Here is a 21,920-nt window from a genome sequence, read left to right as displayed (position 1 = left end):
CTCCGATTCCGGCGATTCCTGCGAAACCTGTGATCCCCCGGTGTAGCTCCGGTAAGAGGTCCTGACATAAGTTGTTGATCAAGTGTCCGTCGGCTTGTCTGCTCGTTGGTCGGGTCGTGGGGAAGCGTCAGTCGCGGCCGTGGACCGTGTCGGGCGAACTGTGGTCGCTCATCGAGCCGTTGTTGCCGGAACCAGGTCCGAAGCTGGTGGCGGGCCGGCCGCGGGTGCCGGACCGGCATGCGTTGTGCGGGATCCTGTTCGTGCTGCACACCGGGATCCAGTGGGAGTACCTGCCGCAGGAGCTGGGCTTTGGGTCGCGTATGACCTGCTGGCGGCGCCTGGCCGCCTGGAACGAGGCCGGCGTGTGGGAGAAGCTGCACCTGATGCTGCTGAAGAAGCTGCGGTCGGCGAAGCAGCTGGACTGGTCGCGGGCGGTGATGGACTCCTCCCACGTGCGGGCGGCCCGCAGGGCCCAAAAGCGGTCCCAGCCCGGTCGACCGAGCACGGCCGGGCAGCACGCACCACGTCCTTGTCGATGGTCAGGGCATCCCGCTCGCGGTGTCGCTGACCGGCGGGAACCGTAACGATGTCACCCACCTGATCCCGTTGCTGGACAAGGTCCCATCCGTGGCCGGCGTGGTCGGGCGGCCACGCAGACGGCCGGACGTGCTGTTCGCCGACCGCGGCTACGACCATGACAAGTACCGGCGACTGCTGTGGAAACGCGGCATCCGGCCCGCGATCGCCGAACGCGGCCTGCCACACGGCTCCGGCCTGGGCAGCTTCCGATGGGTCGTGGAGCGAACAATCTCCTGGCTCCACGGCTTCCGCCGCCTGCGCATCCGCTGGGAGAGACGCGGCGACATCCATGAAGCCTTCCTCGGCCTCGCCACCTGCCTCATCACCCACCGACACGTCCAACGCCTTTGTTAGGACCTCTAAGTCACCCGACGGGCTTCGCGTGCCTGCGTCGAGAGACCGGCAGCTGCCAAGGGAACAGGCAGCTCCGGCGGTCGGTAGCGGGCAGACGGGAGCAGGTGTGGCTGGTTTTGCGTTCGCAGGTCGGTGAACTCGGTCTTCGCCTGTCCCTGGACGTGATCCGTCGTCGCGGCTTCCACAGAGCCGCGCCATGAACTCGACGCTCGTTGAAGTGATGGTGGGGGTTGCCGCAGCCCGCAGCCCGCAGCCCGTAAGGCAGTCCGGTAGCCCGGCGGTCGGACCCGTGGGTCAGGGACCGTGGGTCAGGGACCGTGGGTCAGGGACCGTGGGTCAGAAGTCGCCCGGCCCATCCGCCGGTTCCGACGTCGTGGTGCTGATACGGCGATAGGCGGCGCGGGCTTGGACGCACCGCGCCATCGCTGTCCCGATGAGTGCCGCGGTACACAGACAGGCGAGCCAGAAGGCGTCGCGGTGGCCGGCCCAAGTGAGGGTGCCGGCGGGCGGGATGGCGAAGCCGTTGAGGATCAGCCAGCACAGTACGGCTGTGCCGGGGGCCGCCGTGAAGCGTGCGCACAGTCCCGACAGAGCGGCCAGCAGTGACAGTGCGGTCAGGGCGAGGCCGGGCTGGCCGGGGCCCGCGAGGGCGTTGAGGAGTGTCACGAGCGACAGGGCGCCGCCGAAGGCCGCGCCCCACACCAGCGGCGTAGCGACGGGCCGGGGGACGGGCCTGGCCCCGAAACTGACAGTCACCCACTCGATCACGCTGACGGTTTCCTTTCGGTCCTGCGGGGTGCCCGGCGAAGAGGAGCGTGAGGCGTTGCGGCGGTCGTGGCGCGATGCCTGACAAGGGGATCGGGATCGCCTTGCTCGGTCCTCGCAGCAGCGCCGTGGGCCGATCTCGGGCGCTCGTCAGCGTGTCACCAACAGCTGTTCGAGGAACATATCCAAATCAGACAGGGGAGCAGCCGTGGGCACTCCACGCCTGAGCAGTACGCCGCTGCCCGGGATCGGTGTCCGATACAACCTGACCATGCGGGAGCAGTGCCGCCTGTTGGTCGTCCCATCGCGACGGTTCGCGGACGCTGAGCGCGTCCCGACCGGACGACCGAACGATCGGACGACAGGACGCCTGCGCCCTCGCGGTGCGGCTGTCCGCCGGTGCGTCGTCGGCATCATCGACGCGATGATGCCGACGGAGTGTGGGTTCTGGGGCGGGGAGGCACGTGGGTTCGTGCGCGACGTGTCGGGCAAGATGGGGCTCCAATCGGTTGGGGAGGCCGCGGGATGGGTTACGAATTGGAGGCAGTGATCGCGGCAGAGGAGTTGCTGCGTGTCGCGTCGCGGGAGGTTCCTGGAGCCCGAGTGGTGCCTCTTCAACAGGGCCTGTCGCTGATGCCGATCACAGATGAGGTCTTCGACGCCGTCACAGACGGCAGCGACGTGGGAGACCTGGGGTTCTGGAAGCTGCCGGGAGGCTTCGAGACGGTGCTCGCCCGGTGGTCCTCAGCAGGACCGATCGCCTATGTGGAAGCCGAGTATTTCGGCGGAGTCGGCGAGCAACGCACCGCCGTCTGGGCCGACGGATCGCTGGCACTGGGACCACTGGACAAGCCCGAAAAGAAGCGGTTCTGGCGGGCAGTCAGCCCGATCTCACAGGCCTTGCGGCGGCTTGGCGCACGAAAGAGCCTGGGCGAGGACGAGTTCGACGCCGTGGGACTGTACCGCCACCGAAGCAACGAGGACTGGATCTCGTCCAGCACCGGCTAGGGCTGGTTGGGGTCGATGGTGAAGCGCTCGGGGTGGGCGGCGTGGACGTAGTGGATCGCGGTGTGAGAGGTGATCCCGAACGGTCGCATCAGCCGGACCGGGTCCGCGGTCTCGCGGGCTTCGTCGAGGAGCCGTCCTGGCGAAGCTGTGCGGCGTTGATCCCGATCCGGTCGCGTAGCGCTTTGAAGGTGGCGATCATGCGGTGGTTTTCCCCTCGCAGCTCCCCCTAGCGCGCCTCATCAAGCAAGATCGCAACCCGAGGGCGCTCCAGGTGCGGATGGAGGGTGATGCGGTGAAAGTGGGAAGAGACGTCTTCCGTAGACAGGAGCCCTCATGTCCATGCTCGACAAGCTCAAGGGAATGCTCAAGGGGCACCCCGACCAGGCCCGCCAAGGAGTGGAAAAGGCGGGAGACGCCTTCGACGGGCGGACGGGGAACAAGTACCAAAGCCAGGTCGACACGGCGCAGGAGAAGCTCAACCAGCAGATCGGCGAGCCGCCCACTCGTGGCGACCAGAACCCGCCGCAGAGCTGAACGAGCGGCCCAGCGCCGCCGTGCAGAGGGTCGGCGGGCTCGGCAGGTGCCGGGCCCGCCGACCGGCGCGCTTCACCTCATGTGCAGAACGTGACGTACCCGTCGTACCCGACGCGGCGATCAGCCGAGGACGAGCGGCAGTTTCGCGGCCAGCTCACCCAGTTCGGCTTGTTCAGCCGCGTCCGGTGCACGCCGTCCGGTGCCGATCAGCAGAGCGTCCCGGTCGGAGAACGACAGGGGGAACGCCGCACCGGCGATCTTCTCCAGGAGCTCGCGGGACTTGGCCAGCCCGTCGGCCGGCGGTTCCGCTGCGTCCGCGAGGTGGGCGATGAGGTCGAGGTGGTGCAGCGTCCATTCCAGGACGTACGCGGTGAGGTAGTCCTCCACGGTGAGCACCTCGTCCTGGGTGCCGACCCTGAGCGCAGGATCCGCGAGCTCGGCGGCGCGACCGGCCGCGGAACCGACGTCGTCGAGGTGGAACCTGAGCAGCCCCGGGTCCTCGTACGCGCTCGCCAGCCGCACGATCAGCGCGTCGAGCGGGTCCTCGCCGGTCGGCGGCCGGTCGTCGACGTTCCAGTACGTGACCGCGTCGACGGTCGGTTCCGTGTCGGCGGGGGTGACGAGGGTGATCAGGACGTCCTGAGCGTCGATGATCAGGTGGCACACCAGGTCCTGCACCAGCCAGCCGGAGCAGCCGGACGGCCGCGTGAAGTCCTCGTCCGGGAGTTCGGCGACCGCTGTGCGCAAGGCTGTCCACGAGCGTGAGAAGAGATCCACTGCCGCAAGCTAACAGCGTGGGGCCTTCGCTGCGAACGATTTCTCCCGCCGGTCCCTGTACAACTCGCTCTCGTTCAGGGGAACTCGGGCTCGGTTCGGGTACAGGTACAGGTTCGGGTTCGGTAGGGGCGCAGGCGACGGTGAAACAGACAGTGATCCAGGGTCGGAGGCCGACGTCGGGCTGATCGTCGTGCCACATAGAGTCGGGGAAAGCGGAGGCCCACTGCCCTCCGCTGTTGTCACCCCGACCGACCAGAAGGAGCAGCCGTGACCGACCCGGCGTCCGACACCCTGCAGCAGGAGATAGCCCGGGATCTCCAGGTGTCCGCGAGTTTCGACCCGGAGCTGGAGATCGAGCGCCGGGTGGCCTTCCTCGCCGGGCAGCTGACCTCCGTGGGGCTGCGGTCGCTGGTGCTCGGCATCAGCGGTGGCGTGGACTCGACGACCACCGGACGGCTGTGCCAACTCGCGGTGGAGCGGGCCCGTGCCGCCGGACATGACGCGACCTTCTACGCCATGCGCCTGCCGTACGGGGTCCAGGCGGACGAGAAGGACGCCCAGCTCGCCTTGGGGTTCATCAACGCCGATCAGGTCCTGACCGTGGACGTGAAGTCCGCCAGCGACGCCGCGCTGGACGCGCTGCTGGCCGGCGGGGTGACCTTCCGGGACGCGCACCACCAGGACTTCGTGCAGGGCAACATCAAGGCCCGGCAGCGGATGATCGCCCAGTACGCGGTCGCCGGCGCGCACCACGGTCTGGTCGTGGGCACCGACCACGCGGCCGAGGCGGTCTCGGGGTTCTTCACGAAGTACGGAGACGGCGCGGCCGATGTCGTACCGCTGACCGGGCTCACGAAGCGCCGGGTGCGGGCCCTGGCACAGACGCTGGGCGCCCCCGCGGAACTGGTCTGGAAGACGCCGACCGCGGACCTGGAGACGCTGGATCCGGGCAAGCCCGACGAGGACGCCCTCGGAGTGACGTACGACGACATCGACGACTTCCTGGAGGGCAAGCCCGTGGGCGAGCAGGCCTACGAGTCGATCGCCCGCCGCTATCGCCTCACCGAGCACAAGCGCCAGTTGCCCGTCGCGCCCTGAGTCTCCTCCTCGGGAGATCTTCTGCCGTACCGGCTGGGCCCGTGAAGTCACGCAGGCCCAGCCGGTCCGCCCAGGACAGGGACGAAATCCGGCGCTACAGGCCGATGTCCCGGCAGCTGATGTCTTCCAGCGATTCCCGGCGTACGACGACCCGAGCGACCCCGTCGGTCACCGCGGCCACCGGGGGCCGGCCGACCAGGTTGTAGCCGGAGGCCATGGCGGGCGTCTCCTCAGCCGATCAGCAGGTGCGAACGCGCGGTGACGGCAGCGGCGCCGGTCACTCGCCCGGCGCCGATGCGCTCGGGACGCGTCCCCTGCCACGAACGCTCGCGTTCGCCTTCCGCGGCGAGCGCGGAGGAGAGCGAAGGGGCGGGGGCCACGGACGCCGCCAGGGGAGCGGAGAGCTCCGGGTCGACGGTGAGGGCGGTGACGCCCAGGAGTGCGGCGAGCGCGCGCAGCGCGGGTTCGGAGAGCCTGATACTCGCCTGGTTCGCGCCCAGGGCGGCGGTGAGCTTCGCCGCCGAGGTGAATCCGACGGCCGTACGGCCGCCCAGGGGTGTGCGGAAGAACCGGGCCGCACAGCCCGCGGGTCCCGACCGGACGGGGACGTAAAGTCCGGCCGGGAAGCGTTCGGAAGGCTCGGGATCCTCGGAGTGGTCGATCGCAGACATGCTGCTGCTCCTCGCAGAAGGCGGCGTGCGTTGCCCGGCCGGACCGGCCGGGCAACGCATTGAGGCTATGCCCGTCGGCCGGGTTGCCTGACCGCTCACTGACGGAAGCTTGACGCGAAGGCCCTCACCGGTGACGCGACGCTGACGGGATGCGGTGTCAGCCGCGCAGAACCGTCACCCTCAGGGCCGGGTCGGCCGCGATCTCCGCCTCCGTGAAGCGCTCAACGACCCACTGTTTGCGGGAGTAGAGGCGGGTCTGGTCCGTGCAGTGGGGTGAGGCCGGGTTCGCCGACTGGCCGTAGGTGAGGAGCGTGTGGGTGCGCGGGCCGCCGGGAGTCAGTTCGACGGCCATGAGGTGCCTTGGCACTGTTCGATTGAGCGTCAGGGCCAGGTGCTCCTTCAGGGCCGGAAGGTGCGGCGGTAGGTGTCGGGTGGGACGCCGACACTACGGTGGAAGTGGCGGCGCAGGGTGGTGGCGGTGCCCATGCCGGTGGCCGAGGCGATGGTGTCCACGGTGGCGTCGGTGGTCTCCAGCAGTTCCTGGGCGTGGCGAATGCGCTGGGTGTGGAGCCATTGCAGTGGCGTGGTGCCGGTGAGGTGCTTGAAGTGGCGGCCGAGGTGACGTGAGCTCATGCGGGCCTGGCGGGCCAGGTCCTCCACGGTCAGCGGCTGGTCCAGCCGCTCCAGCGCCCAGGGGAAGAGCTCGCGCAAGGGGTGGTTGCCCGGGGCGGGGAGGGGAGTGGCGATGAACTGGGCCTGGCCGCCGTCGCGGTGGGGTGGGATGACCAGGCGTCGGGCGATCTTGTTGGCGTTGGCCGAGCCGTGGTCGAGGCGGACCAGGTGCAGGCACAGGTCCATGGCGGCGGCTTTGCCCGCGGAGGTGAGGACGTCGCCATTGTCGACGTAGAGGACGTCCGGATCGACTGTGGCCGCCGGGTGGCGCCGGGCCAGTTCCCGCGTGTGGGCCCAGTGTGTGGTGGCGCGCCTCCCGTCGAGCAGTCCTGCCGCGCCCAGGATGAAGGCGCCCGTGCACAGCGAGGCCACGCGGGCACCGGCCGCGTGGGCCGCACGCACCGCCTCGACCAGCTCCGCGGGCGGGTCGCGGTCGGTGTCGGCCCAGCCGGGGACGATCACTGTGTCCGCGTGCGCGAGGTGGTCGAGTCCGTGGTCGGGGTCCAGGCGGAAGCGGCCGACGTGCACCGGCCCGCTCCCGCACAGGGAGAAGCCGTACCAGGGATCCACGAGGTGGGTCAGGTCGGCTCCGAAGACCTCGACGGCCACGGACAGTTCGTAGTGGAGCATGCCGTCGGTGACGGCCAGTGCAACAGCAGGCATGTCCGAAACTGTACGCGGCATGTCGTTTCCGACACTCGTGCGGGGCGCTGCCAGAGGGACAGGATGTGGATGTCAGGCCGCAGCGGATCAACCTCGCAGCGGGCGTTCGAGTACACGGGAGAGTCTCATGGGGTCAGGTCAGCTGGTGGCGGTGTTCGGCGCCTACGGTCACACCGGGCGGTTCGTGGTCGCGGAGCTGGTCGGGCGCGGGTTCGTCCCGGTGCTGTCCGGGCGCAACGCACAGACCTTGGAGGAGATGGCCCACGCACCCGGGCTGGAGGCCCGAGTGGCGTCGGTCGAGGACTCGGCTTCGCTGGACCGGGCGCTGGCGGGCACGGTGGCGGTCATCAACTGCGCCGGCCCCTTCGCATCAACCACCGGCCCCGTCATCGAGGCCGCGCTCCGCGCGAAGATCCCCTACCTGGACGTCGCCGCCGAGCTCGAGGCCAACCTCGACACATTCGCCCACTACCGCGAGCGGGCCCGGGACGCGCAAGCGGTGATCGTCCCGGCCATGGCCTTCTTCGGCGGTCTCGGCGACCTGCTGGCCACCGCGGCGATGGGCGACTGGACCGAAGCCGACGAGGCACACATCGCCTACGCGCTCAGCAACTGGCACCCCACTGCCGGCACCCGGCTCTCAGGCGCGGTCTCCCGCGAGCGACGCGGCGACCACCGCCTGCGCTACCGCGGCGGACAGTGGGAGCGCCGCACCGACGCCGCGCCCACAGTGGAGTGGACCTTCCCGGAACCGACGGGACCCCGGAAGGTGATCGGGGAGTTCACGATGGCGGACTCCGTCACCGTCCCCCAGCACCTCTCCATCCCCGATGTGACCACCTACATGAGCGCCGAGGCGGCCCGAGACGTCGCTGCCCCTCACACGTCGGCCCCGACCGCCGTGGACGAGAGCGGACGTTCGAACCAGACCTTCCTCGTCGACGTCGTCGTCCGCTCCGGCGGAACCGAGCGCCGGGCCACGGCCGGCGGCCAGGACATCTACGCCGTCACCGCGCCTCTTGTCACCGAGGCCCTCGAGCGCATCCTGACCGGCCGCACCAAGACCGTCGGCGTCGTCTCCGCCGGCGAGATCTTCGACGCCGCCGACTTCCTGCACGCGCTCGACGCGCACATCACACTCGAGTTGCACTCGCAGAAGCAGAACGCCTGACCCGAGCCATCCGCCCGGCCGTCGACCGCGTGCCCTCAGCGAGCCGCGGCGACGTGGGCGTCCACGGTCGATTCCCTCACCTGCAGGGGAGCGGCGCGAAGTCCTGAACAAGCGCTGCCCAAACTCGGGTTCTGGCACCGGTCGTGTGGTGTGGCCACGCTCGGTAATCAGCGGATGGCTGGGGCACTCCGGGGCGCTGAGTCAGAACGGCGGGTCTTCGCTGTATCCACCCACTCCCGCCGGCCGAGGTTGTCGTTGATGATGTCCGTGTGACTAACCGCATCAGTGCTCTGATCTCGGCCTTCGGAGTCCTTGCCAGCATGATTCTGCTCGTCGGTGCCGTTCGGGAGTACCGCTCTGGGGCATCAGCTCTCTGGATCGCGGCTGGAGTTGTGATCTTGCTCAGCGCCTTGTGCACCCTTGCCCGGGATGTGCGGCGACGCCGCACAGGGCAGGTGACCTGACCAGCGGACCGGTCGCGGCAGTGCCCTCCTGGCGTTGGCTCGGGTGTGGATTCAATTCATCGAGCTGGGGGCACAGGCGGACGCCGACGACGATCCGAACTGGGCCGTCTCGGCGGACTCCACCACCATGCGCCCGCACGAGCACTTCGACAGGGCCGCAGAAAAGGGGAGCACCTGTGGCAGGACTGGCAGTTCCACGGGGACCGGTCCGGGTCCGCCACCGTATGTCCTTTCGCGCGGTCACCGACAACGGCGCCACCTACCTGGCGACCGCCCCGCTGTCGCCGGCACATGCCCCCAGCCCCCCAGCCTCACGTTTCGCGTGGAGCCGCCAACGTCATGGCAAGTGACAACCAGGGGCTCCACCTTCGGATCACTCTCCAGGGGGTGCGGTAGTTTGCCCGCCATGACTGAGCTCGGACCCGTCGCCTGGCCACCGGCCCCGATCAGGACCGAGAGGCTCGTGCTCCGTGAGCCCGAGGCCCGGGACCGTGCGGCGGTCATCGAGCTGCTGGCCTCGCCAGAGGTGGGCACCTACCTCGGCGGCCCCCGGCCGCGTGACGAGCTCGAGCGCGCGATGCCCGGGGCGCCCAGCCGGCGCGCGGGCCTTTTCATAGTCGATCTCGACGGAGCGATGATCGGCCAGATCACGCTCACCAGAGCAACGGGCCATATTCGTCAGGCTGCCGGGGAGGCCGAGCTCGGCTACCTGTTCCTGCCGCAGGCGTGGGGATACGGGTACGCCGCCGAGGCGTGCGCGGCGGCGCTCGGCTGGTTCGCCGGCACCCTTCCCGGTGAACCAGTGTTACTCGCCACCCAGACCGCCAACGTCCGCTCGATGCGCCTCGCGACGAAGCTGGGGTTCATCGAGGTGGAGCGGTTTGAGGACTACGGCGCAGAACAGTGGTTCGGCGTGTGGTCCTCGGTCACGCAGCCTGGTTGAGAAGCGGTGCCATATCCCGTGATGGGTGGCGCTCCGTCAGGCGGGGGTGTCGTAGAGGGTTCAGGGTCTGTCTCGACGGTCACGGCCAGGGTGGCAGGTTGTGCAGTTGGGCTGGAGAGAAGCGGCTTTCCATGTACTGCTGTGGGCCGGCCCGTGTGCCCAAGTCACCGGAAGAAGATCGCCCGCCTGGCCCTTCCCGGCGCTCGCTGACAGATGAGGGGTGGCCCAGCCATGTGGCCGGGCCACCCCTTCGGGGCACGCAGCTGTCAGGCGGGCTGCGCGGCGGGCGCTGGGGCGACGGCCTTGTGGGCCTTGCTGGTCTCGCGGAGGATCAGCAGGCCAGTCATCGCGATCAGTGCCGAGGTCAGGCCGTGGATGCCCAACGCGGCAGCGATGGTGCCGTGGTGGGCCAAGACGTTGATCATGTCGCCGAACGGGGCGACGGCCTCCATGAGCAGGACCAAGCCCAGGGCGCGGCGGTGGCCCGTCACCAGCACGATGCCGATGACCAGGCCCATCGCGAATTCGCGGGTGCCCTTCATGATGAGGTAGCCGTCGCCGTTGCCGGCGGGCCAGTCGGGCAGGCCAACGCCTTGAGTGGACGTCTCCGGGGCCAGGATGAAGGACAGCCCGAGGTAGAGGGCGAACAGGGCGCATGCGGTGGCCAGGACGGTGTTGACGTTCTTGAGCGACACGGTGCTTCTCCTTCGATGTTCGGACTGGGGGTGGGGCAGGGTTCAGCGGCGGGCGTAGCTGGGGCGGTCGATGACGTGCCAGATGACGCGGACCTGTGCGGGTGGGTCGGGCGAGATCGCCTTACGCGGGGCATCTTTGACCGCGTCGGCCTGCCGGTTCGCTTTCGCCGACGCCGGTTTTGCCGCGATCCCGCCACCACCCGCGAAGCCGTGATCCGCTGGGCCGCCATCGGCCTCACGATCCGGTGTTGCCCGGGGTGAGGATTTCCATGAGATGTCCGTTGGGGTCGTGGAAGTAGGTGCCCCTGCGGCCCATGGCGCTCTTGCTGTGATAGATCTGACCGATTTCTTGGACTGCGGGGTCGCCGTAGTGGGTGATTCCGCCGTGCCGGATGCGGGCGAGGGCGGCGTCGAACTCCTGCTCGCTGACCATGAACGCGTAGTGGTGCGGCTCGAAATCGTCCGCCTGGTCGTAGTCCAGGCTGACCTGGTTCGCCAGCGTGACCGGCGTGAAGTGCGCCAGCGGCGGATCGACACTCAGGCCGAGGATGTCGGCCAGGAACTGTGCCGAGGCTTGCGGGTCACGGGCGGGGACGATGGTGTGATTCAGTTCCACGGTCATAGTGACTCCGTGTCAGGGACGGCGCTACGCGCGGTGGGTTGGTCGGTGGTCTTGGCGGCCCGGCACGGTGAATGGATGCGTGACCGCCCGGGGGAGGGCAGGGCTTCTCCGGCTGCCCTCCCCAGGCCGCAGCTGCTGTGTCATATGTCGATCTGCTCGAAGATGTGCGGGTACGACACGATGTCGTCGGGGAACTCGGCCGCCATGCGTTGGAACTCCGGGCTGCCGAACGCCATGGCGAGCGCCTCGGTCGACTCCCAGACCGCGACGTTCATCAGAAGCTGACTGTCCGCCGTTCCCTTGTGCATCTGCAGGGAGACGAACCCCGGCTGAGCCTTCATGAACTCCGCCTGCCTCCGAAAGAGGGTCAGGAACGCTTCAGTCCTCTCCTTCGGGACGACGAAGGTGTTGGCCAGGGCAATGGGCCCGGTCTCCTCCTTGAACTGGGCGAACATCGGCGTATTCGGGTCGAGGCTCTGCAGCTTGGCCATCTTCGGTACTTCCTCTCGCTGTCGGTTGTCCCACGGCACCGAGGCGGGTTATCGCCGTACTGGGTCCGGCGACGCTCACGACGCTCGCTGCCTGTGGCACGAGGAGATCTGACGGACGCTCAAGGGGCATCGCGGGTGACACCAGGGGGCCCCCAACGACTGCGACCTCGCCAACACTCGTTGGCCAACGTCTGTTGGTCAACGCTTGTTGGTCAACGCGTTGGTAAACGTAGAGCCGCAGACCTGGACTGTCAACACATGTTGGCCTACCTTTGTTGGCATGACCGGTACCACGGAGAACCAGCAGACCGCACGGCGTTCCGACGCCACCCGCGCCACGATCCTCGCCGCGGCCCGCGAACGGTTCGCGGCGGACGGCTACGAGAAGGCGACCATCCGGGCCATCGCGCGTGACGCGAAGATCGACCCGTCGATGGTGATGCGGTACTACGGCAACAAGGCGGGCCTGTTCGCGGCGGCCGTCGCGATCGATCCCGGGTTGCCGGGCCTGTCCCTCGAACCGCGCGAGGACATCGGTCGTACGCTGGTGCGCCACTTCCTCACCCTGTGGGAGGAGAACGGGGAGCTCACCGCGCTGATGCGGGTCGGCGCCACCGACCCGGCCGCCGCCGATCGCATGCAGAGCGTGCTGCGCGAGCAGATGATCCCGCTGGCCCTTCGGCTGGGCCACGAGCCGGAGCAGGCGCAGGCGCGGGCGGCACTGTGCGTCTCGACCGTGCTGGGGCTGGCGCTGACGCGCTACGTGCTGCGGTTCCCGGCGAGCGTGGCGCTCGGCCGTGAGGAGATCGTGGACTGGCTCGGACCCACGCTCCAGCGGTATCTCACCGCACCCACGCCCTGAAGAACGCGTCGAGGCATCCACCGCGCCTCGGTCACGGCGGAGTTGCCCTCAATGGGAAGACCGAAAGGATCGGCCCTGCTTCTGCGGCTTGCGGGACTTGTCGCCGAGCCGCCAGGGAACGCCGAAGTCGACGGCACGCTCCTCCAGGGCCGTGCCCAAGTGTCTGGTGCGGTGAACGACGGGGGGCTTGTCACGCGATACGGCCGAAGCAGAGGCAGGGATGAAGGGAATCACGTTTCCGGCCTGGCACGGAAAGCACTATGTGAACCTGGCTGAACTACTGGTCCGCCTCGGCAGCTTCGGCCGGGACCTGATGTGGCGCGTCGAATTCGACAAGAGCGTCGATCCTCGCTGTGTTGAGATCCAGAGACGGTCTACGGCGCCGGCATGGACACGTTGACGCTGTTGTCGCTCACGACCCCGTTCCTTCAGCTGATCGACGCCGAAGCACATGGGTTCGCCGAAGACAAAGCCGGCGGCTGTCCTGACCGAAGCAGACAGCTCGTTGTGGGACGTCAGGGGCCATCGACGAGCGCGTAATCAGCGAACTCCGTCGCCACTACCCGGGTGCAGTCGACCTCTGAGCGCGCTTCAATTCCGAGCACTTCTGCGCCTTCGTTCGGTGCCGTCGGGAGTAATTGTCAATACCTGTGGATCGGCGATTGCCTGACAGGCGTCCAGTCAGCAGAGGAAATCGAGGTGCGTGCGGTCTCCGGCGCTGTCAAGCTGCGCCGGTGAATCGTGAACAGATCTCCAGGCTCGCCCATGCCAATCACCCGATCAAGTCCCCGCTTGACGACGACTCGGTGCGGCAACTGCTGGATCGCGGCATCCCGCGCGGTGACGAGCGCATACTCGACTTCGGCTGCGGCGGCGGTGAGTGGCTCCTGCGCGCCCTGTCTGCGTACCCGGAACTGCACGCCGAAGGCGTCGACATCGACGAGGGCGCCTTGGGGGATGCCCGTGCGGCTGCGAACAAGCTCGGGGTCGAAGAACGCCTGGACCTCCATCATCTGTCGGCTGCCGACTTCGCCTCCCCGCACTCGTTCGACCTGGTGCTCAGCTTCGGGGCCACACATGCCTTCGGCGGCCTGCTCCCCACCCTCGTTGCGGCCCGCAAGCACCTGGCCCCCGGCGGACGCGTCCTGATCGGTGAAGGGTTCTGGGACCGCGAACCCTCCCAGGAGGCCGTCGACATGCTCGGGGACTTCACCGACCTGGCGACGACCCTGGACCGTGTCACCGCCGATGGCTGGACGCCCGTCCACGGCCACGTCAGCACGCGCCAGGAACTGGACGACTACGAATGGGCCTGCTGGGGCTCGTTGGCCACATGGGCCCTGGACCACCCAGCCGACCCGGACAGCTCGCAGGTACTGGAGACAGCCACGACCCGCCGCGCCGAATGGTTGCGCGTCTACCGAGACACGTGGGGCTTCGTCAGTCTGGTCCTGCGTCGAACATCCGACTGACCCTGGACAAATCCCGGCGCCCGGCCCCTCCGACAGATCGTGCAGTCGCTCCCGGTCCCGGGGCCCATCGGCCTCGTGATTCGCCGTCGGCCCTCACGCGGCCACCACCTCGGGGCGTTCGAGGAGGTGGCCGCGTTCGAAGCGGGCGCCGGCCCGGACCAGGGCGACGACTTTCTCAGCGAGTACGACGACACCGACACGGTCGGGCGGATCCATGCGGAAACAGCCTGGCCGCAGGAGGCCCGGAACACCTCACGGTGCTCGCGGGCACGCACACCGGCTGGATACGCCTGACCACCCAGCACTGCGCGGATGAACCACTCCTCCCGGACCAGGAGTGGGAGACCGTAGTGGACGTGAGCATCTGCAGCACGAGTGGCATCCTGCGGCTGTTCCGGTGGGGCGGTGATGTCGAGGGGAACCTTGCCGGAGATCGCGATCAGGTGGACCCCAGCCGCCGCGGTGTGGGGTCGCCGAGGCCCCTTCTGCAGCCCTTGGCCGGAGGCATGGCCTCGGGGAGGGCGAGCCGACGCGTCGTTACGGCCTAATCCTCGGGCTCCCAGGCGCGGAGCAGGTCGATCAGAGCTGCGTCTCCGTCGACTCGCACGGAGCCCGCCGGGATACGGCCGTGGATGAAGAGGACCAGCTCACTGGCCGTGCCGTGGACGGAGACGCCCGCTGCGTCCGGGCCCTCGTCGGCAGCGGTGGCGGGCAGCAGGCCCGGCGTGGGGAGGCGGGTGGAGCGTGCGCCGGTGCCGTCGACCGTGAGGCGCCAGGAGTGGCCCTCGGTGGCGTGGAAGTCGAAGGCAGTGGGCTTGTGCGGCCAGGGGCTCGTAGTTGCGCAGCAGGTGGACAGAAACTCCTCGACACCGTCGACTGCGGCCTCGTCCGGCAGCGGCTGCGGGGCACCCGCGGTGGCCTGGGCATCGTAGGTGTGGACCGCGATCTCCTGGAGCTGGTGCCGGGCGACGGCACCGCAGGTCTGCGGCGACTGCGACGTACCCCACCAGGTCCAGCAACCGCGATCCGGGCCGGCTTCTCGCAGAGCGTCCAGTAGTTCCTGTGTCGATGCGGCCGACCAGGCCAGCAGGGCCTCGCGTTCCCGAGGTGCAGCCGGGGCGCCTTCCGGTGCGGACTTGGCCACGGCGTCAGGACCTGCGGCGATGGTGGCGGCCCAGGAGCGGCGCCCCTCGCCCAGGTGCTGCGCCAGATCGAACAGCGTCCACTCGGGGCAGGTCGGCACCTGCGTGTCGAGGTGGGGCACGGAGGCGATCGCCGCCCGGAAGGCGCTCGATCGTTCGTCGATCAGCCGCAGCAGATCGGGGAACTCAAGAGTCTTTTGCACTGCGGTTGTCTATCACGGTGCCCCGGCAACCGGACACCGAATTTCGTAGTGGACGCGGCGGACGCGCGGCAGGGGCCACGCACCTTCGGATGACGCCGTTGCGCGGTGTCCGCACTGTGAAAACGGTCAGTCAGTGGTGCCAGGGGAGCCGGACCGGTTGAGCGGGGATGCGCCCGACCACCAGCTCAGCAACCAACTCGCCCAGACCTGACGGATGGACCGTGTCGTTGGTGGCAGCGAGCTCCGCCGGAGTCCACCAGTGGTGGCCCGCATGGTATTTGAGCTCGTCCGCTCCCTGCCCACTGATGTCGACCTGATGGGCCGTGACCCGGCAGTAGAAGAAGTTGTCCTGGAACACGCCCTCCGCCCAGCCGAGGTCGGCGTACCCGGATGACAGGGCGATGCTTGAGCCAAGTGCATCTGCGTCGAGCGACAGACCCGTTTCCTCGCGCAGTTCCCGGGCCGCCGCCTCGGCCAGCGTCTCGCCCTCCTCCACGCCCCCGCCCGGCGTGCACCAGCCGTGGCCTCTCCCGGGGTCCTCGGGGTCGATGTGGAACTTGAGCAACAGCACTCGGTCCGCCTCGTCGACCAGCACCACACGGGCGGACCGACGGCTGTAATTCTCTTGATCGGACATCCCGTCAGGCTAGCGGCGAGCCGGGAGCGTTCGGTACGACAGCCGGCCCGGAGGTGGCCGAGACCGTCACCGACGTGGTCGGGCCGGACCTGAATCCGCTGGAAACGCGACCTTCAATCGCGGCGCACTGGCGGGCCCAAGTCCTCACGCACGAACATGAACCGCATGAGTGACCAACCCGAACGATGGACCCGGGCAACCGTCTACCCCGACATGTGGGCCGACCCGGACGACGACCCTCGCGAGAGCGAAGGTGTGAGTCCGGACGGCGAGCTCGCGACGCTGCTCGACTACCTCACCAACTACCGCTTCACTCTGCGGATGAAGTGCGAGGGCCTGGATGCGGAGCAACTGGCCCGTCGGTCGGTTCCGCCCTCGACGATGTCGCTGCTCGGTCTCCTTCGCCACCTCGTCGAGGTGGAACGGGACTGGCGCAACTGGATCAGCGACGGCGAGCCGGCGCCGAAGGTGTACGGCGAGAGGGGCGCGGACTTCGATGGAGCTGTCGCCGAGCAGGCCGTGGTCGACGCCGCGTACTCCGACCTGGAGCGGGAGCAGGCCGCGACCGACGCCGCGCTGGCCGAACACCCGGATCTGGGCGTGCGACTTGGGAAGGACGGGATCGCGGTTCGGGAGCTGATGGTGCACCGGATCGAGGAGTACGCCCGCCACTGCGGGCACGCCGACCTGTTGCGCGAGTGCATCGACGGGAGGGTGGGCCAGTAGCGGAAGCCGGCGGTTACGTCTGCGGTCGGCGGGCGCATGCAGGGTCCGGTCCCAAGGCACCCGCCGTCGGGGCGTGTGAAGCGGGCACCAGGCGACAGCCGCACGCCGCAAGCACCGCCGCACGGCCATACGTCCGCACGGCCCCGGTCACGAGACCGTCGCCCCCGCTCCTCCCACTCGGCGCAGAGCCGCGAGGAGTTCCCGGTTGGGGGCACCTTTGAGTACGTACTCGGAAGCGCCGGCGCGCTGCATCTCCTCGATGGAGGTCTTGTCGTCGTATGCGGAGAACGCCACGATGCCGCTGTCCGGCGAGCACCGTGCGATCTCCCTGGCGAGGGTGTGGCCGCCGCCGGGGAAGCGGACGTCCAGCACGACCAGGTCCGGCTGATGACGGCGGACGAGGCGAATCGCCTGCTCGGCATTCACTGCGGTACCGACGACCTCCAGGTCGTGTTGCGCCTGCACGACATCACGCAAGGCGTCCAGGAGCATCGCATTGTCATCGCACAGAATCACGCCCAGCGGCGTGTCAGTGCTGTCGACGCCCGACGCCGGCGGGGTCACCACAGACCGTCCGGCGAGGGCGAGGGCGAGGGCGAGGTCGACGGGGAAGGCGAGGGCGAAGGAGATGAAGGCACCGCTTCCGGGTTCGGCACCCAGAACTCGACCGTCGTCCCCTTCCCGGGTTCGCTGCGCATGGACCACCAGCCTGCCGCTGTCTCGGCTCGCTCCCGCATCTCGATGACTCCGAAGTGATCGTGCAGGCCGTCCTTGGTCATCGGCTTGCCGGTGCCGTCGTCGACGACCTGCGTCAGGATGCCCCGGTCCACCGAGTGGACACGGAGGGCGACGGTGCTCCCGCGCGCGTGCTTGTGGACGTTCAGCAGCGCCTCTTGGACGATCCGGAAGATCGTGGTGGACGTCTCGGGCGTCGGCTCACGGTCCAGGTGGTGTTCGAACGAGTACGTCATCCCCCAGGGGCCCACCACATCCTCCAGATGGTTGGCGAGCGCATCGACCAGTCCGTGCCGGTCGATGCCCGGCGGATGAAGGCGGAACGTGAGGTTGCGGAGCCGGCCGATCGCCTCGCGCACAGTGGCGTCGAGGCTCTCCAGTTCCGCCGAGCACGATTCCGGCACTCGTTCCGCCAGCAGCTGGAGCCGCATTCCGACGGCGACCATGGCCTGGATGGAGTCGTCGTGGACATCCCACGCGATGCGGCGCCGTTCCGTTTCCTGTGCCTGGACCAGATGGTCGAAGAGCCGCCGTCGCTCGCTGAGCGCGTGCTGTGCGGCCCGTCGTTCGGACATGTCGCGGGTGACCTTGCCGAAACCGCGCAGCCGGCCCTCGTCGTCCCACAGGGCTGTGATGACGACGTTGGCCCAGAACCGGGAGCCGTCCTTGCGGATTCGCCAGCCCTCGTCCTCGAGTCTGCCGTCGGCCACGGCGGTTTCCAGCTCCCACTGCGGCTTGCCGGCCACCTTGTCCTCGGTGGGGTAGAAAACCGAGAAGTGCCGTCCGATGATCTCCGCGGCGCTGTATCCCTTGATCCGCTCCGCTCCCGCGTTCCAGCTGATCACGTTGCCCTGCGGATCGAGCATGAAGATGCCGTAGTCCAGCACACCCTGGACGAGGAGGGTGAAGGCCGCCTCGTCCAGGGGGGCCGTCTCGATCCGGGCGGGTTCCTCGGCCTCCGGATACTCGGTCACTTGATGAGTCCTTCGCGTCGGGCGATGGTCACGGCCTCCAGCTGGGATCGGGCCCCCATCTTCTCCAGAACCCGCTGGACATGGTTGCGGCCGGTGTTGAGGGCGACCCCGAGCCGGTCGCTGATTTCCGTGGTGGTCAAACCCTCGCCCAGCAGATCGAGAGTCTCCCGCTCCCGTGGTGTCAGCTTGGCACCGGGAACCTGCGTCCTGCCGGTCAGCTGGTCCAGTACGCCGCCCAGCAGACTCCGGCTGACCACCACCTCGCCCGCGGCCACCCGCCGTACGGCGTCCTCCAGCTCGTCCAGACCGCTGGCCTTGAGGATCAGGCCGGCTCCACCGGCCTCCGCCACGCGTGCTGCCACCGAGGCGCTGCCCTCACCGGCCAGGATGAGTACGCGCGCGTCCGGCGCGAGCGCCTCCACGGCGGCGATGGCAGAGATCCCGTCGCCGTCGGGCAGCCGCCGGTCCATCAGGACAACATCCGGTTTGTACCGTCCGGCGTCGGACAGTGCCGTGGCAACGGTGGCCGAGCGTCCCACGATCTCCAGCCCGGGTGATCGCTCCAGGGCCAGACAGATCGCTTCGGCCACCATGTCGTGGTCCTCGACCACCAGGACTCGGACCGGTCGACTGTGCGTGGTCGATGAAGGCATCGAAGCATCCTTGCTGGTGGCGGGCTGCACGATCATGCCAGAAGGGCTGCCCGGAGCGGAGGGCCCGCAAGGGCTGTTGTTCCTCATTCGCGGCGCGCCGGCACCGTGTCCGTCCCCACGTGTCCCTCGGTCAGGATGTCTGTGGCCCCGATGAGGTCGATCAACCGGGCCAACTGCGGTCCGATGCCTTCGACGACGAGCTCGACGCCCGCGTGAAGGACGGACATCCGTGCGGCGAGCAGGGCATTGAGGCCGGCGCAGTCGCAGAAGCCGACGCCGGTGAGGTCGAGGCACAGGCTCTTCGGCCGGTCCGCCAGGCAGCCGGCCATCGCCTTCTGCACGTAAGGGGCAGTGTCCACGTCGAGTTCCCCGGCGAGCGTCACCCGGGCGACGCCCGAGTGCACAACGGCGTGAGACACGAACGGTCGAACGGTCACGGTGCCGCGCACCTCCCCGCGAACACGTGCTCCGCACTGCAGCACACCTTCATTCCGCGAGCCTCCTGGGGACGGGCACCCTCTTGCGCACATCCCTGGAGATAGTGCGAGGGCACCAGGATTCGTCTAGTGAATCTGCACTAGACGTGGAAGTCAATCCTCACCAGTCGACGCGCCGACGGGGCCGCATGGATTTCGGCCGTCAGTCAGTTGCCACGTGCAGTCGCAGGGTCAGCCCCTCCTCGGCCGCACGGATTTCCACCAGGTCGCACAGCTGGTGCATCATCCACAGACCTCGGCCTCCGTTGGCCGACGCGGGATGCGGGCGAGACCGTCCGGCCAGCGGGTTCACGAGTTTTCCGCTGTCCCGGATCTCGGCGACGACGCCACGGTCATCCGAGGTCCACAGCCGCAGCGTGCCCCGGCCCCCGCCGTGCGCGATGGAGTTCGCGATCGCCTCGCCGACCGCGAGCACGAGGTCTCCTCGGCGGGCGGCGCTCAGCGGAGTGTCCCGTGCCCAGCTGTCCGTGAACTGCCGAGCGTTCGCGGTCTGGCCCGCTGAGAACACGAGGGCAGGCGTCGCCGCGGTGGGCTCGGGCAGCGGCAGGTCGCAGTCGGCGTACACGGAGAGCGGATCGGTGTAGGCACCGCTCACGGAGACCTCACCGTCGACGACCAGTCGGGCGTGTGTACGCCTGGCCTGCGTCAACACGGCGGAGGGCAGCGCATCGGCATCGTACGGACACAGCAGCGTCACCGACGAGTCGGCGAACGCGGTGTTCGTGAGCGCCTCGTGGCGGGTGGCTTCCACGATCTCGGCCGCTGAACGGCCGGCCCACATCGACTCCTGGACCACACGAATCGCGCGGCCCGCATGCCGTTCGGCGAAACTCAGCAGTGCGGCGAGAATGCGGCCCGGGTTACGGCCCAACTCCCTCATGTCCGCCCAGGAATCGTGCGGGAGGTCCCGTCCCAGGGTCTGCCGCAGGACGTCGAGGCGGGCACCCGGCACGGCGACGAACACCGGCTCGTCGTCCTTGAGCGCGGCGTGGACGAAACCGACGACCCCTGACACGTACTGGGCCGAGTTCCGGTAGAGGAAGGCGGAGTGGGCGAACTCCGCGGACCGCGTCGCAGCGCTGCTCCCGGTCATGCAGCGACCTGCGACACGCGGTGCTCCTAGGGACGTCAGGGGTCCAGAACCGACAAAATCATAACTCCGTCCTGTCTCGGCGCTTCCGGAGCTCGTCCGAGGCTCTGCCCGCCTCCGCCGGGGTTGCCCGCAACTCCTCCCTCCCCTTGCCCGTTTGGGCTCGCCCGGCCGGCGCCTCACCACGTCAGACCGCCCCAGGGTCCTGATACACCGCGTCGGGCGCGAGGTACGCGCCGCCGCGGGCCGCGGCGGCGGACCCAGCGCGGCATGCCGCACCTCGTACCCGCCGGCATTCGGTGCCATCACGCGTTCGCTCGCTCAGGACCTCCCGCACCGAGGCCGGCTCCTCGTCGACGCGACGGCGGACGACGCTTGAGATTGCCCACGGGGCTCGGACGGAGGATCGAGAAGGGAGGGGGCCGGAGCCGGAGCCAGTCGTTCACCGCGTCTCGCGGGCACGCAGGGATCGGTCCTTCACTGCGTCTCGCGGGCATGCAGGAACGGGTGCTTCACCGAACCTGAGGGCTACGCCGGAATCGGTGCTTCACCGAACCTTGCGGGCCACGCCTCCGTAGAAACCGATCTCGCCGGACCTCTCCGGCGGCGGGGTGTCCGGGCGCCAGAACGGGACCTGGGCCAGGCCGGGATCGACCAGTTCGAAGCCGTCGAAGAACCGCTCGACCGCGGCGCGGGAGCGCAGGTTGAGCGTGGCGGTGGCGTTGGTGTAGACGGCCTCGGCGGCACTGCGGTCGGCGAAGTCGTCCGTGGCGTGCGAGAGCACGAGGAAGCTGCCGGCCGGCAGGGCATCGCGCAGCGTGGCGACGACCTGTTCGGGCTTCTCCGCGTCGGTGAGGAAGTGGAGGACGGCGACCAGGAGCAGGGCCACGGGCTCGCCGAAGTCGATGACGCGGCGGACGTCGGGGTGATCCACGATGGCGCGTGGGTCGCGCACGTCACCCAGCACGATGCTGGTCGTGCCGGAGCGGCTGAGCAGCGCGTCGGCGTGCGTCTTCACGATCGGATCGTTGTCGACGTACGCGACGCGCACGTCGGGAGCCACTTCGTGCGCGGTCTCGTGCACGTTCGGGGAGGTCGGCAAGCCGGTGCCGATGTCGAGGATCTGGCGGACCCCGCCGCGGACGACGAAACGGACGGCGCGCTGCAGGAAGGCGCGGTTGGCCCGCACGCCGATCCGCACCTCGGGTGCCGCGGCGGCGAGTGCGTCGCCCGCCTGCTGGTCCACCTGGTAGTTGTCCTTGCCGCCCAGCAGGTAGTCGTAGATCCGCGCGGGGTGCGGCCTGCTCGTGTCTATCTCCTCGGCGCGGAAGCCGCCCTCGCTCACCCTGCACTCCTCTCGATGACCACCGGGGCCCCACTGCCCGCGACCGGCCGACGACAGCTTCCCATATCAACTGTTGT

Annotated in this window: 27 protein-coding genes and 1 pseudogene; 10 read left to right on the top strand and 18 right to left on the bottom strand. The window is 68.9% G+C overall.

Features of this window, described 5'->3' with window-relative positions; translation table 11 throughout:
• The first annotated feature begins 116 nt into the window (after window positions 1-116).
• Window positions 117-933 (top strand): IS5 family transposase gene (locus ACFVYF_RS29140; protein ID WP_389460086.1). Its coding sequence is split into 2 segments (ribosomal slippage): window positions 117-446 and window positions 448-933, totalling 816 coding nucleotides; the frame shifts between segments, so codons are not numbered across the junction.
• A gap of 336 nt (window positions 934-1,269) precedes the next feature.
• Here the strand turns inward: ACFVYF_RS29140 and ACFVYF_RS29135 are convergent.
• The gene (locus ACFVYF_RS29135) at window positions 1,270-1,701 is read right to left on the bottom strand and encodes a hypothetical protein (protein WP_389460084.1); all 432 of its coding nucleotides are present in this window, start codon (window positions 1,699-1,701) and stop codon (window positions 1,270-1,272) included.
• 220 nt (window positions 1,702-1,921) lie between these two features.
• Here ACFVYF_RS29135 and ACFVYF_RS29130 point away from each other — a divergent pair.
• From ACFVYF_RS29130 to ACFVYF_RS29120, 3 genes and pseudogenes are all read left to right on the top strand, one after another.
• Window positions 1,922-2,131: pseudogene (locus ACFVYF_RS29130) on the top strand (potassium transporter TrkA); the annotation flags it as partial.
• Between the two features lie 92 nt (window positions 2,132-2,223).
• On the top strand, window positions 2,224-2,706 hold the full coding sequence (locus ACFVYF_RS29125; protein WP_389460083.1) for a hypothetical protein: 483 nt from the start codon (window positions 2,224-2,226) through the stop codon (window positions 2,704-2,706).
• A 333-nt stretch (window positions 2,707-3,039) separates the two neighbouring features.
• Complete coding sequence (locus ACFVYF_RS29120) at window positions 3,040-3,240, top strand: antitoxin (RefSeq protein WP_389460081.1); 201 nt, start codon at window positions 3,040-3,042, stop codon at window positions 3,238-3,240.
• A 120-nt stretch (window positions 3,241-3,360) separates the two neighbouring features.
• On the opposite strand, the gene ACFVYF_RS29115 is transcribed toward ACFVYF_RS29120, so the two are convergent.
• Window positions 3,361-4,017 (bottom strand): maleylpyruvate isomerase N-terminal domain-containing protein, encoded by a 657-nt coding sequence (locus ACFVYF_RS29115; protein WP_389460079.1) that lies wholly within the window; start codon window positions 4,015-4,017, stop codon window positions 3,361-3,363.
• 267 nt (window positions 4,018-4,284) lie between these two features.
• Between ACFVYF_RS29115 and nadE the strand changes: the two genes are divergently transcribed.
• Window positions 4,285-5,115 carry an ammonia-dependent NAD(+) synthetase gene (nadE, locus tag ACFVYF_RS29110; RefSeq protein WP_389460077.1) on the top strand — a complete coding sequence of 277 codons (831 nt, stop codon included), beginning with the start codon at window positions 4,285-4,287 and terminating at the stop codon, window positions 5,113-5,115.
• A 94-nt stretch (window positions 5,116-5,209) separates the two neighbouring features.
• Here the strand turns inward: nadE and ACFVYF_RS29105 are convergent, their stop codons facing one another.
• The 4 genes from ACFVYF_RS29105 to ACFVYF_RS29090 all read right to left on the bottom strand — a co-directional run bounded on the left by ACFVYF_RS29105 (window position 5,210) and on the right by ACFVYF_RS29090 (window position 7,121).
• Window positions 5,210-5,332, bottom strand: coding sequence for a hypothetical protein (locus tag ACFVYF_RS29105; RefSeq protein WP_389460075.1), 123 nt, complete (start codon window positions 5,330-5,332; stop codon window positions 5,210-5,212).
• Between the two features lie 13 nt (window positions 5,333-5,345).
• Window positions 5,346-5,786 (bottom strand): SAV_915 family protein, encoded by a 441-nt coding sequence (locus tag ACFVYF_RS29100; RefSeq protein ID WP_389460074.1) that lies wholly within the window; start codon window positions 5,784-5,786, stop codon window positions 5,346-5,348.
• Between the two features lie 157 nt (window positions 5,787-5,943).
• Window positions 5,944-6,138, bottom strand: a complete 195-nt coding sequence (locus ACFVYF_RS29095; RefSeq protein ID WP_389460072.1) for a penicillin acylase family protein — start codon at window positions 6,136-6,138, stop codon at window positions 5,944-5,946.
• 47 nt (window positions 6,139-6,185) lie between these two features.
• Entirely contained in the window at window positions 6,186-7,121 is a 936-nt protein-coding gene (locus ACFVYF_RS29090; RefSeq protein WP_389460070.1) for a helix-turn-helix domain-containing protein, read from the bottom strand.
• 127 nt (window positions 7,122-7,248) lie between these two features.
• On the opposite strand from ACFVYF_RS29090, the gene ACFVYF_RS29085 reads away from it, so the two are divergent.
• Window positions 7,249-8,292, top strand: coding sequence for a saccharopine dehydrogenase family protein (locus ACFVYF_RS29085; protein WP_389460068.1), 1,044 nt, complete (start codon window positions 7,249-7,251; stop codon window positions 8,290-8,292).
• 870 nt (window positions 8,293-9,162) lie between these two features.
• On the top strand, window positions 9,163-9,699 hold the full coding sequence (locus ACFVYF_RS29080; RefSeq protein WP_389460066.1) for a GNAT family N-acetyltransferase: 537 nt from the start codon (window positions 9,163-9,165) through the stop codon (window positions 9,697-9,699).
• A 266-nt stretch (window positions 9,700-9,965) separates the two neighbouring features.
• On the opposite strand, the gene ACFVYF_RS29075 is transcribed toward ACFVYF_RS29080, so the two are convergent.
• From ACFVYF_RS29075 to ACFVYF_RS29065, 3 genes are all read right to left on the bottom strand, one after another.
• Window positions 9,966-10,394 carry a DUF4267 domain-containing protein gene (locus ACFVYF_RS29075; protein WP_389460064.1) on the bottom strand — a complete coding sequence of 143 codons (429 nt, stop codon included), beginning with the start codon at window positions 10,392-10,394 and terminating at the stop codon, window positions 9,966-9,968.
• Window positions 10,395-10,629: 235 nt separating this feature from the next.
• Window positions 10,630-11,016, bottom strand: coding sequence for a VOC family protein (locus tag ACFVYF_RS29070; RefSeq protein WP_389460063.1), 387 nt, complete (start codon window positions 11,014-11,016; stop codon window positions 10,630-10,632).
• A 140-nt stretch (window positions 11,017-11,156) separates the two neighbouring features.
• Entirely contained in the window at window positions 11,157-11,507 is a 351-nt protein-coding gene (locus ACFVYF_RS29065) for an antibiotic biosynthesis monooxygenase family protein (RefSeq protein WP_389460061.1), read from the bottom strand.
• A gap of 280 nt (window positions 11,508-11,787) precedes the next feature.
• Here ACFVYF_RS29065 and ACFVYF_RS29060 point away from each other — a divergent pair, with 280 nt between their 5' ends.
• Together ACFVYF_RS29060 and ACFVYF_RS29055 are read left to right on the top strand one after the other, a co-directional pair.
• Window positions 11,788-12,369: a TetR family transcriptional regulator gene (locus tag ACFVYF_RS29060; protein WP_389460059.1), complete on the top strand. Its 582-nt coding sequence runs from the start codon at window positions 11,788-11,790 to the stop codon at window positions 12,367-12,369.
• Between the two features lie 734 nt (window positions 12,370-13,103).
• Window positions 13,104-13,841: an SAM-dependent methyltransferase gene (locus ACFVYF_RS29055; protein WP_389460057.1), complete on the top strand. Its 738-nt coding sequence runs from the start codon at window positions 13,104-13,106 to the stop codon at window positions 13,839-13,841.
• 93 nt (window positions 13,842-13,934) lie between these two features.
• On the opposite strand, the gene ACFVYF_RS29050 is transcribed toward ACFVYF_RS29055, so the two are convergent.
• The 3 genes from ACFVYF_RS29050 to ACFVYF_RS29040 all read right to left on the bottom strand — a co-directional run bounded on the left by ACFVYF_RS29050 (window position 13,935) and on the right by ACFVYF_RS29040 (window position 15,823).
• Window positions 13,935-14,057 (bottom strand): hypothetical protein, encoded by a 123-nt coding sequence (locus ACFVYF_RS29050; RefSeq protein WP_389460056.1) that lies wholly within the window; start codon window positions 14,055-14,057, stop codon window positions 13,935-13,937.
• Window positions 14,058-14,385: 328 nt separating this feature from the next.
• Complete coding sequence (locus ACFVYF_RS29045; RefSeq protein WP_389460054.1) at window positions 14,386-15,186, bottom strand: maleylpyruvate isomerase family mycothiol-dependent enzyme; 801 nt, start codon at window positions 15,184-15,186, stop codon at window positions 14,386-14,388.
• Window positions 15,187-15,316: 130 nt separating this feature from the next.
• On the bottom strand, window positions 15,317-15,823 hold the full coding sequence (locus ACFVYF_RS29040; RefSeq protein ID WP_389460052.1) for an NUDIX hydrolase: 507 nt from the start codon (window positions 15,821-15,823) through the stop codon (window positions 15,317-15,319).
• 156 nt (window positions 15,824-15,979) lie between these two features.
• On the opposite strand from ACFVYF_RS29040, the gene ACFVYF_RS29035 reads away from it, so the two are divergent.
• On the top strand, window positions 15,980-16,549 hold the full coding sequence (locus ACFVYF_RS29035) for a DinB family protein (RefSeq protein ID WP_389460050.1): 570 nt from the start codon (window positions 15,980-15,982) through the stop codon (window positions 16,547-16,549).
• 147 nt (window positions 16,550-16,696) lie between these two features.
• On the opposite strand, the gene ACFVYF_RS29030 is transcribed toward ACFVYF_RS29035, so the two are convergent.
• The 6 genes from ACFVYF_RS29030 to ACFVYF_RS29005 all read right to left on the bottom strand — a co-directional run bounded on the left by ACFVYF_RS29030 (window position 16,697) and on the right by ACFVYF_RS29005 (window position 21,843).
• Window positions 16,697-17,116, bottom strand: coding sequence for a response regulator transcription factor (locus ACFVYF_RS29030; protein ID WP_389460049.1), 420 nt, complete (start codon window positions 17,114-17,116; stop codon window positions 16,697-16,699).
• Complete coding sequence (locus ACFVYF_RS29025; protein WP_389460047.1) at window positions 17,110-18,258, bottom strand: PAS domain S-box protein; 1,149 nt, start codon at window positions 18,256-18,258, stop codon at window positions 17,110-17,112. The genes ACFVYF_RS29030 and ACFVYF_RS29025 overlap by 7 nt, the downstream gene beginning before the upstream one ends.
• Entirely contained in the window at window positions 18,255-18,911 is a 657-nt protein-coding gene (locus ACFVYF_RS29020) for a response regulator (protein ID WP_389460046.1), read from the bottom strand. The genes ACFVYF_RS29025 and ACFVYF_RS29020 overlap by 4 nt, the downstream gene beginning before the upstream one ends.
• Before the next feature lie 83 nt (window positions 18,912-18,994).
• Window positions 18,995-19,330, bottom strand: a complete 336-nt coding sequence (locus ACFVYF_RS29015) for an STAS domain-containing protein (protein WP_389460044.1) — start codon at window positions 19,328-19,330, stop codon at window positions 18,995-18,997.
• 220 nt (window positions 19,331-19,550) lie between these two features.
• Complete coding sequence (locus ACFVYF_RS29010; protein WP_389460042.1) at window positions 19,551-20,501, bottom strand: anti-sigma factor RsbA family regulatory protein; 951 nt, start codon at window positions 20,499-20,501, stop codon at window positions 19,551-19,553.
• A 544-nt stretch (window positions 20,502-21,045) separates the two neighbouring features.
• The gene (locus ACFVYF_RS29005; RefSeq protein WP_389460040.1) at window positions 21,046-21,843 is read right to left on the bottom strand and encodes an SAM-dependent methyltransferase; all 798 of its coding nucleotides are present in this window, start codon (window positions 21,841-21,843) and stop codon (window positions 21,046-21,048) included.
• Window positions 21,844-21,920: the final 77 nt, after the last annotated feature.

Source organism: Streptomyces sp. NPDC058274 (assembly GCF_042881375.1).
In the GTDB taxonomy this organism is placed as follows: domain Bacteria; phylum Actinomycetota; class Actinomycetes; order Streptomycetales; family Streptomycetaceae; genus Streptomyces.
This window is presented reverse-complemented; position numbering and strand designations above follow the sequence as displayed.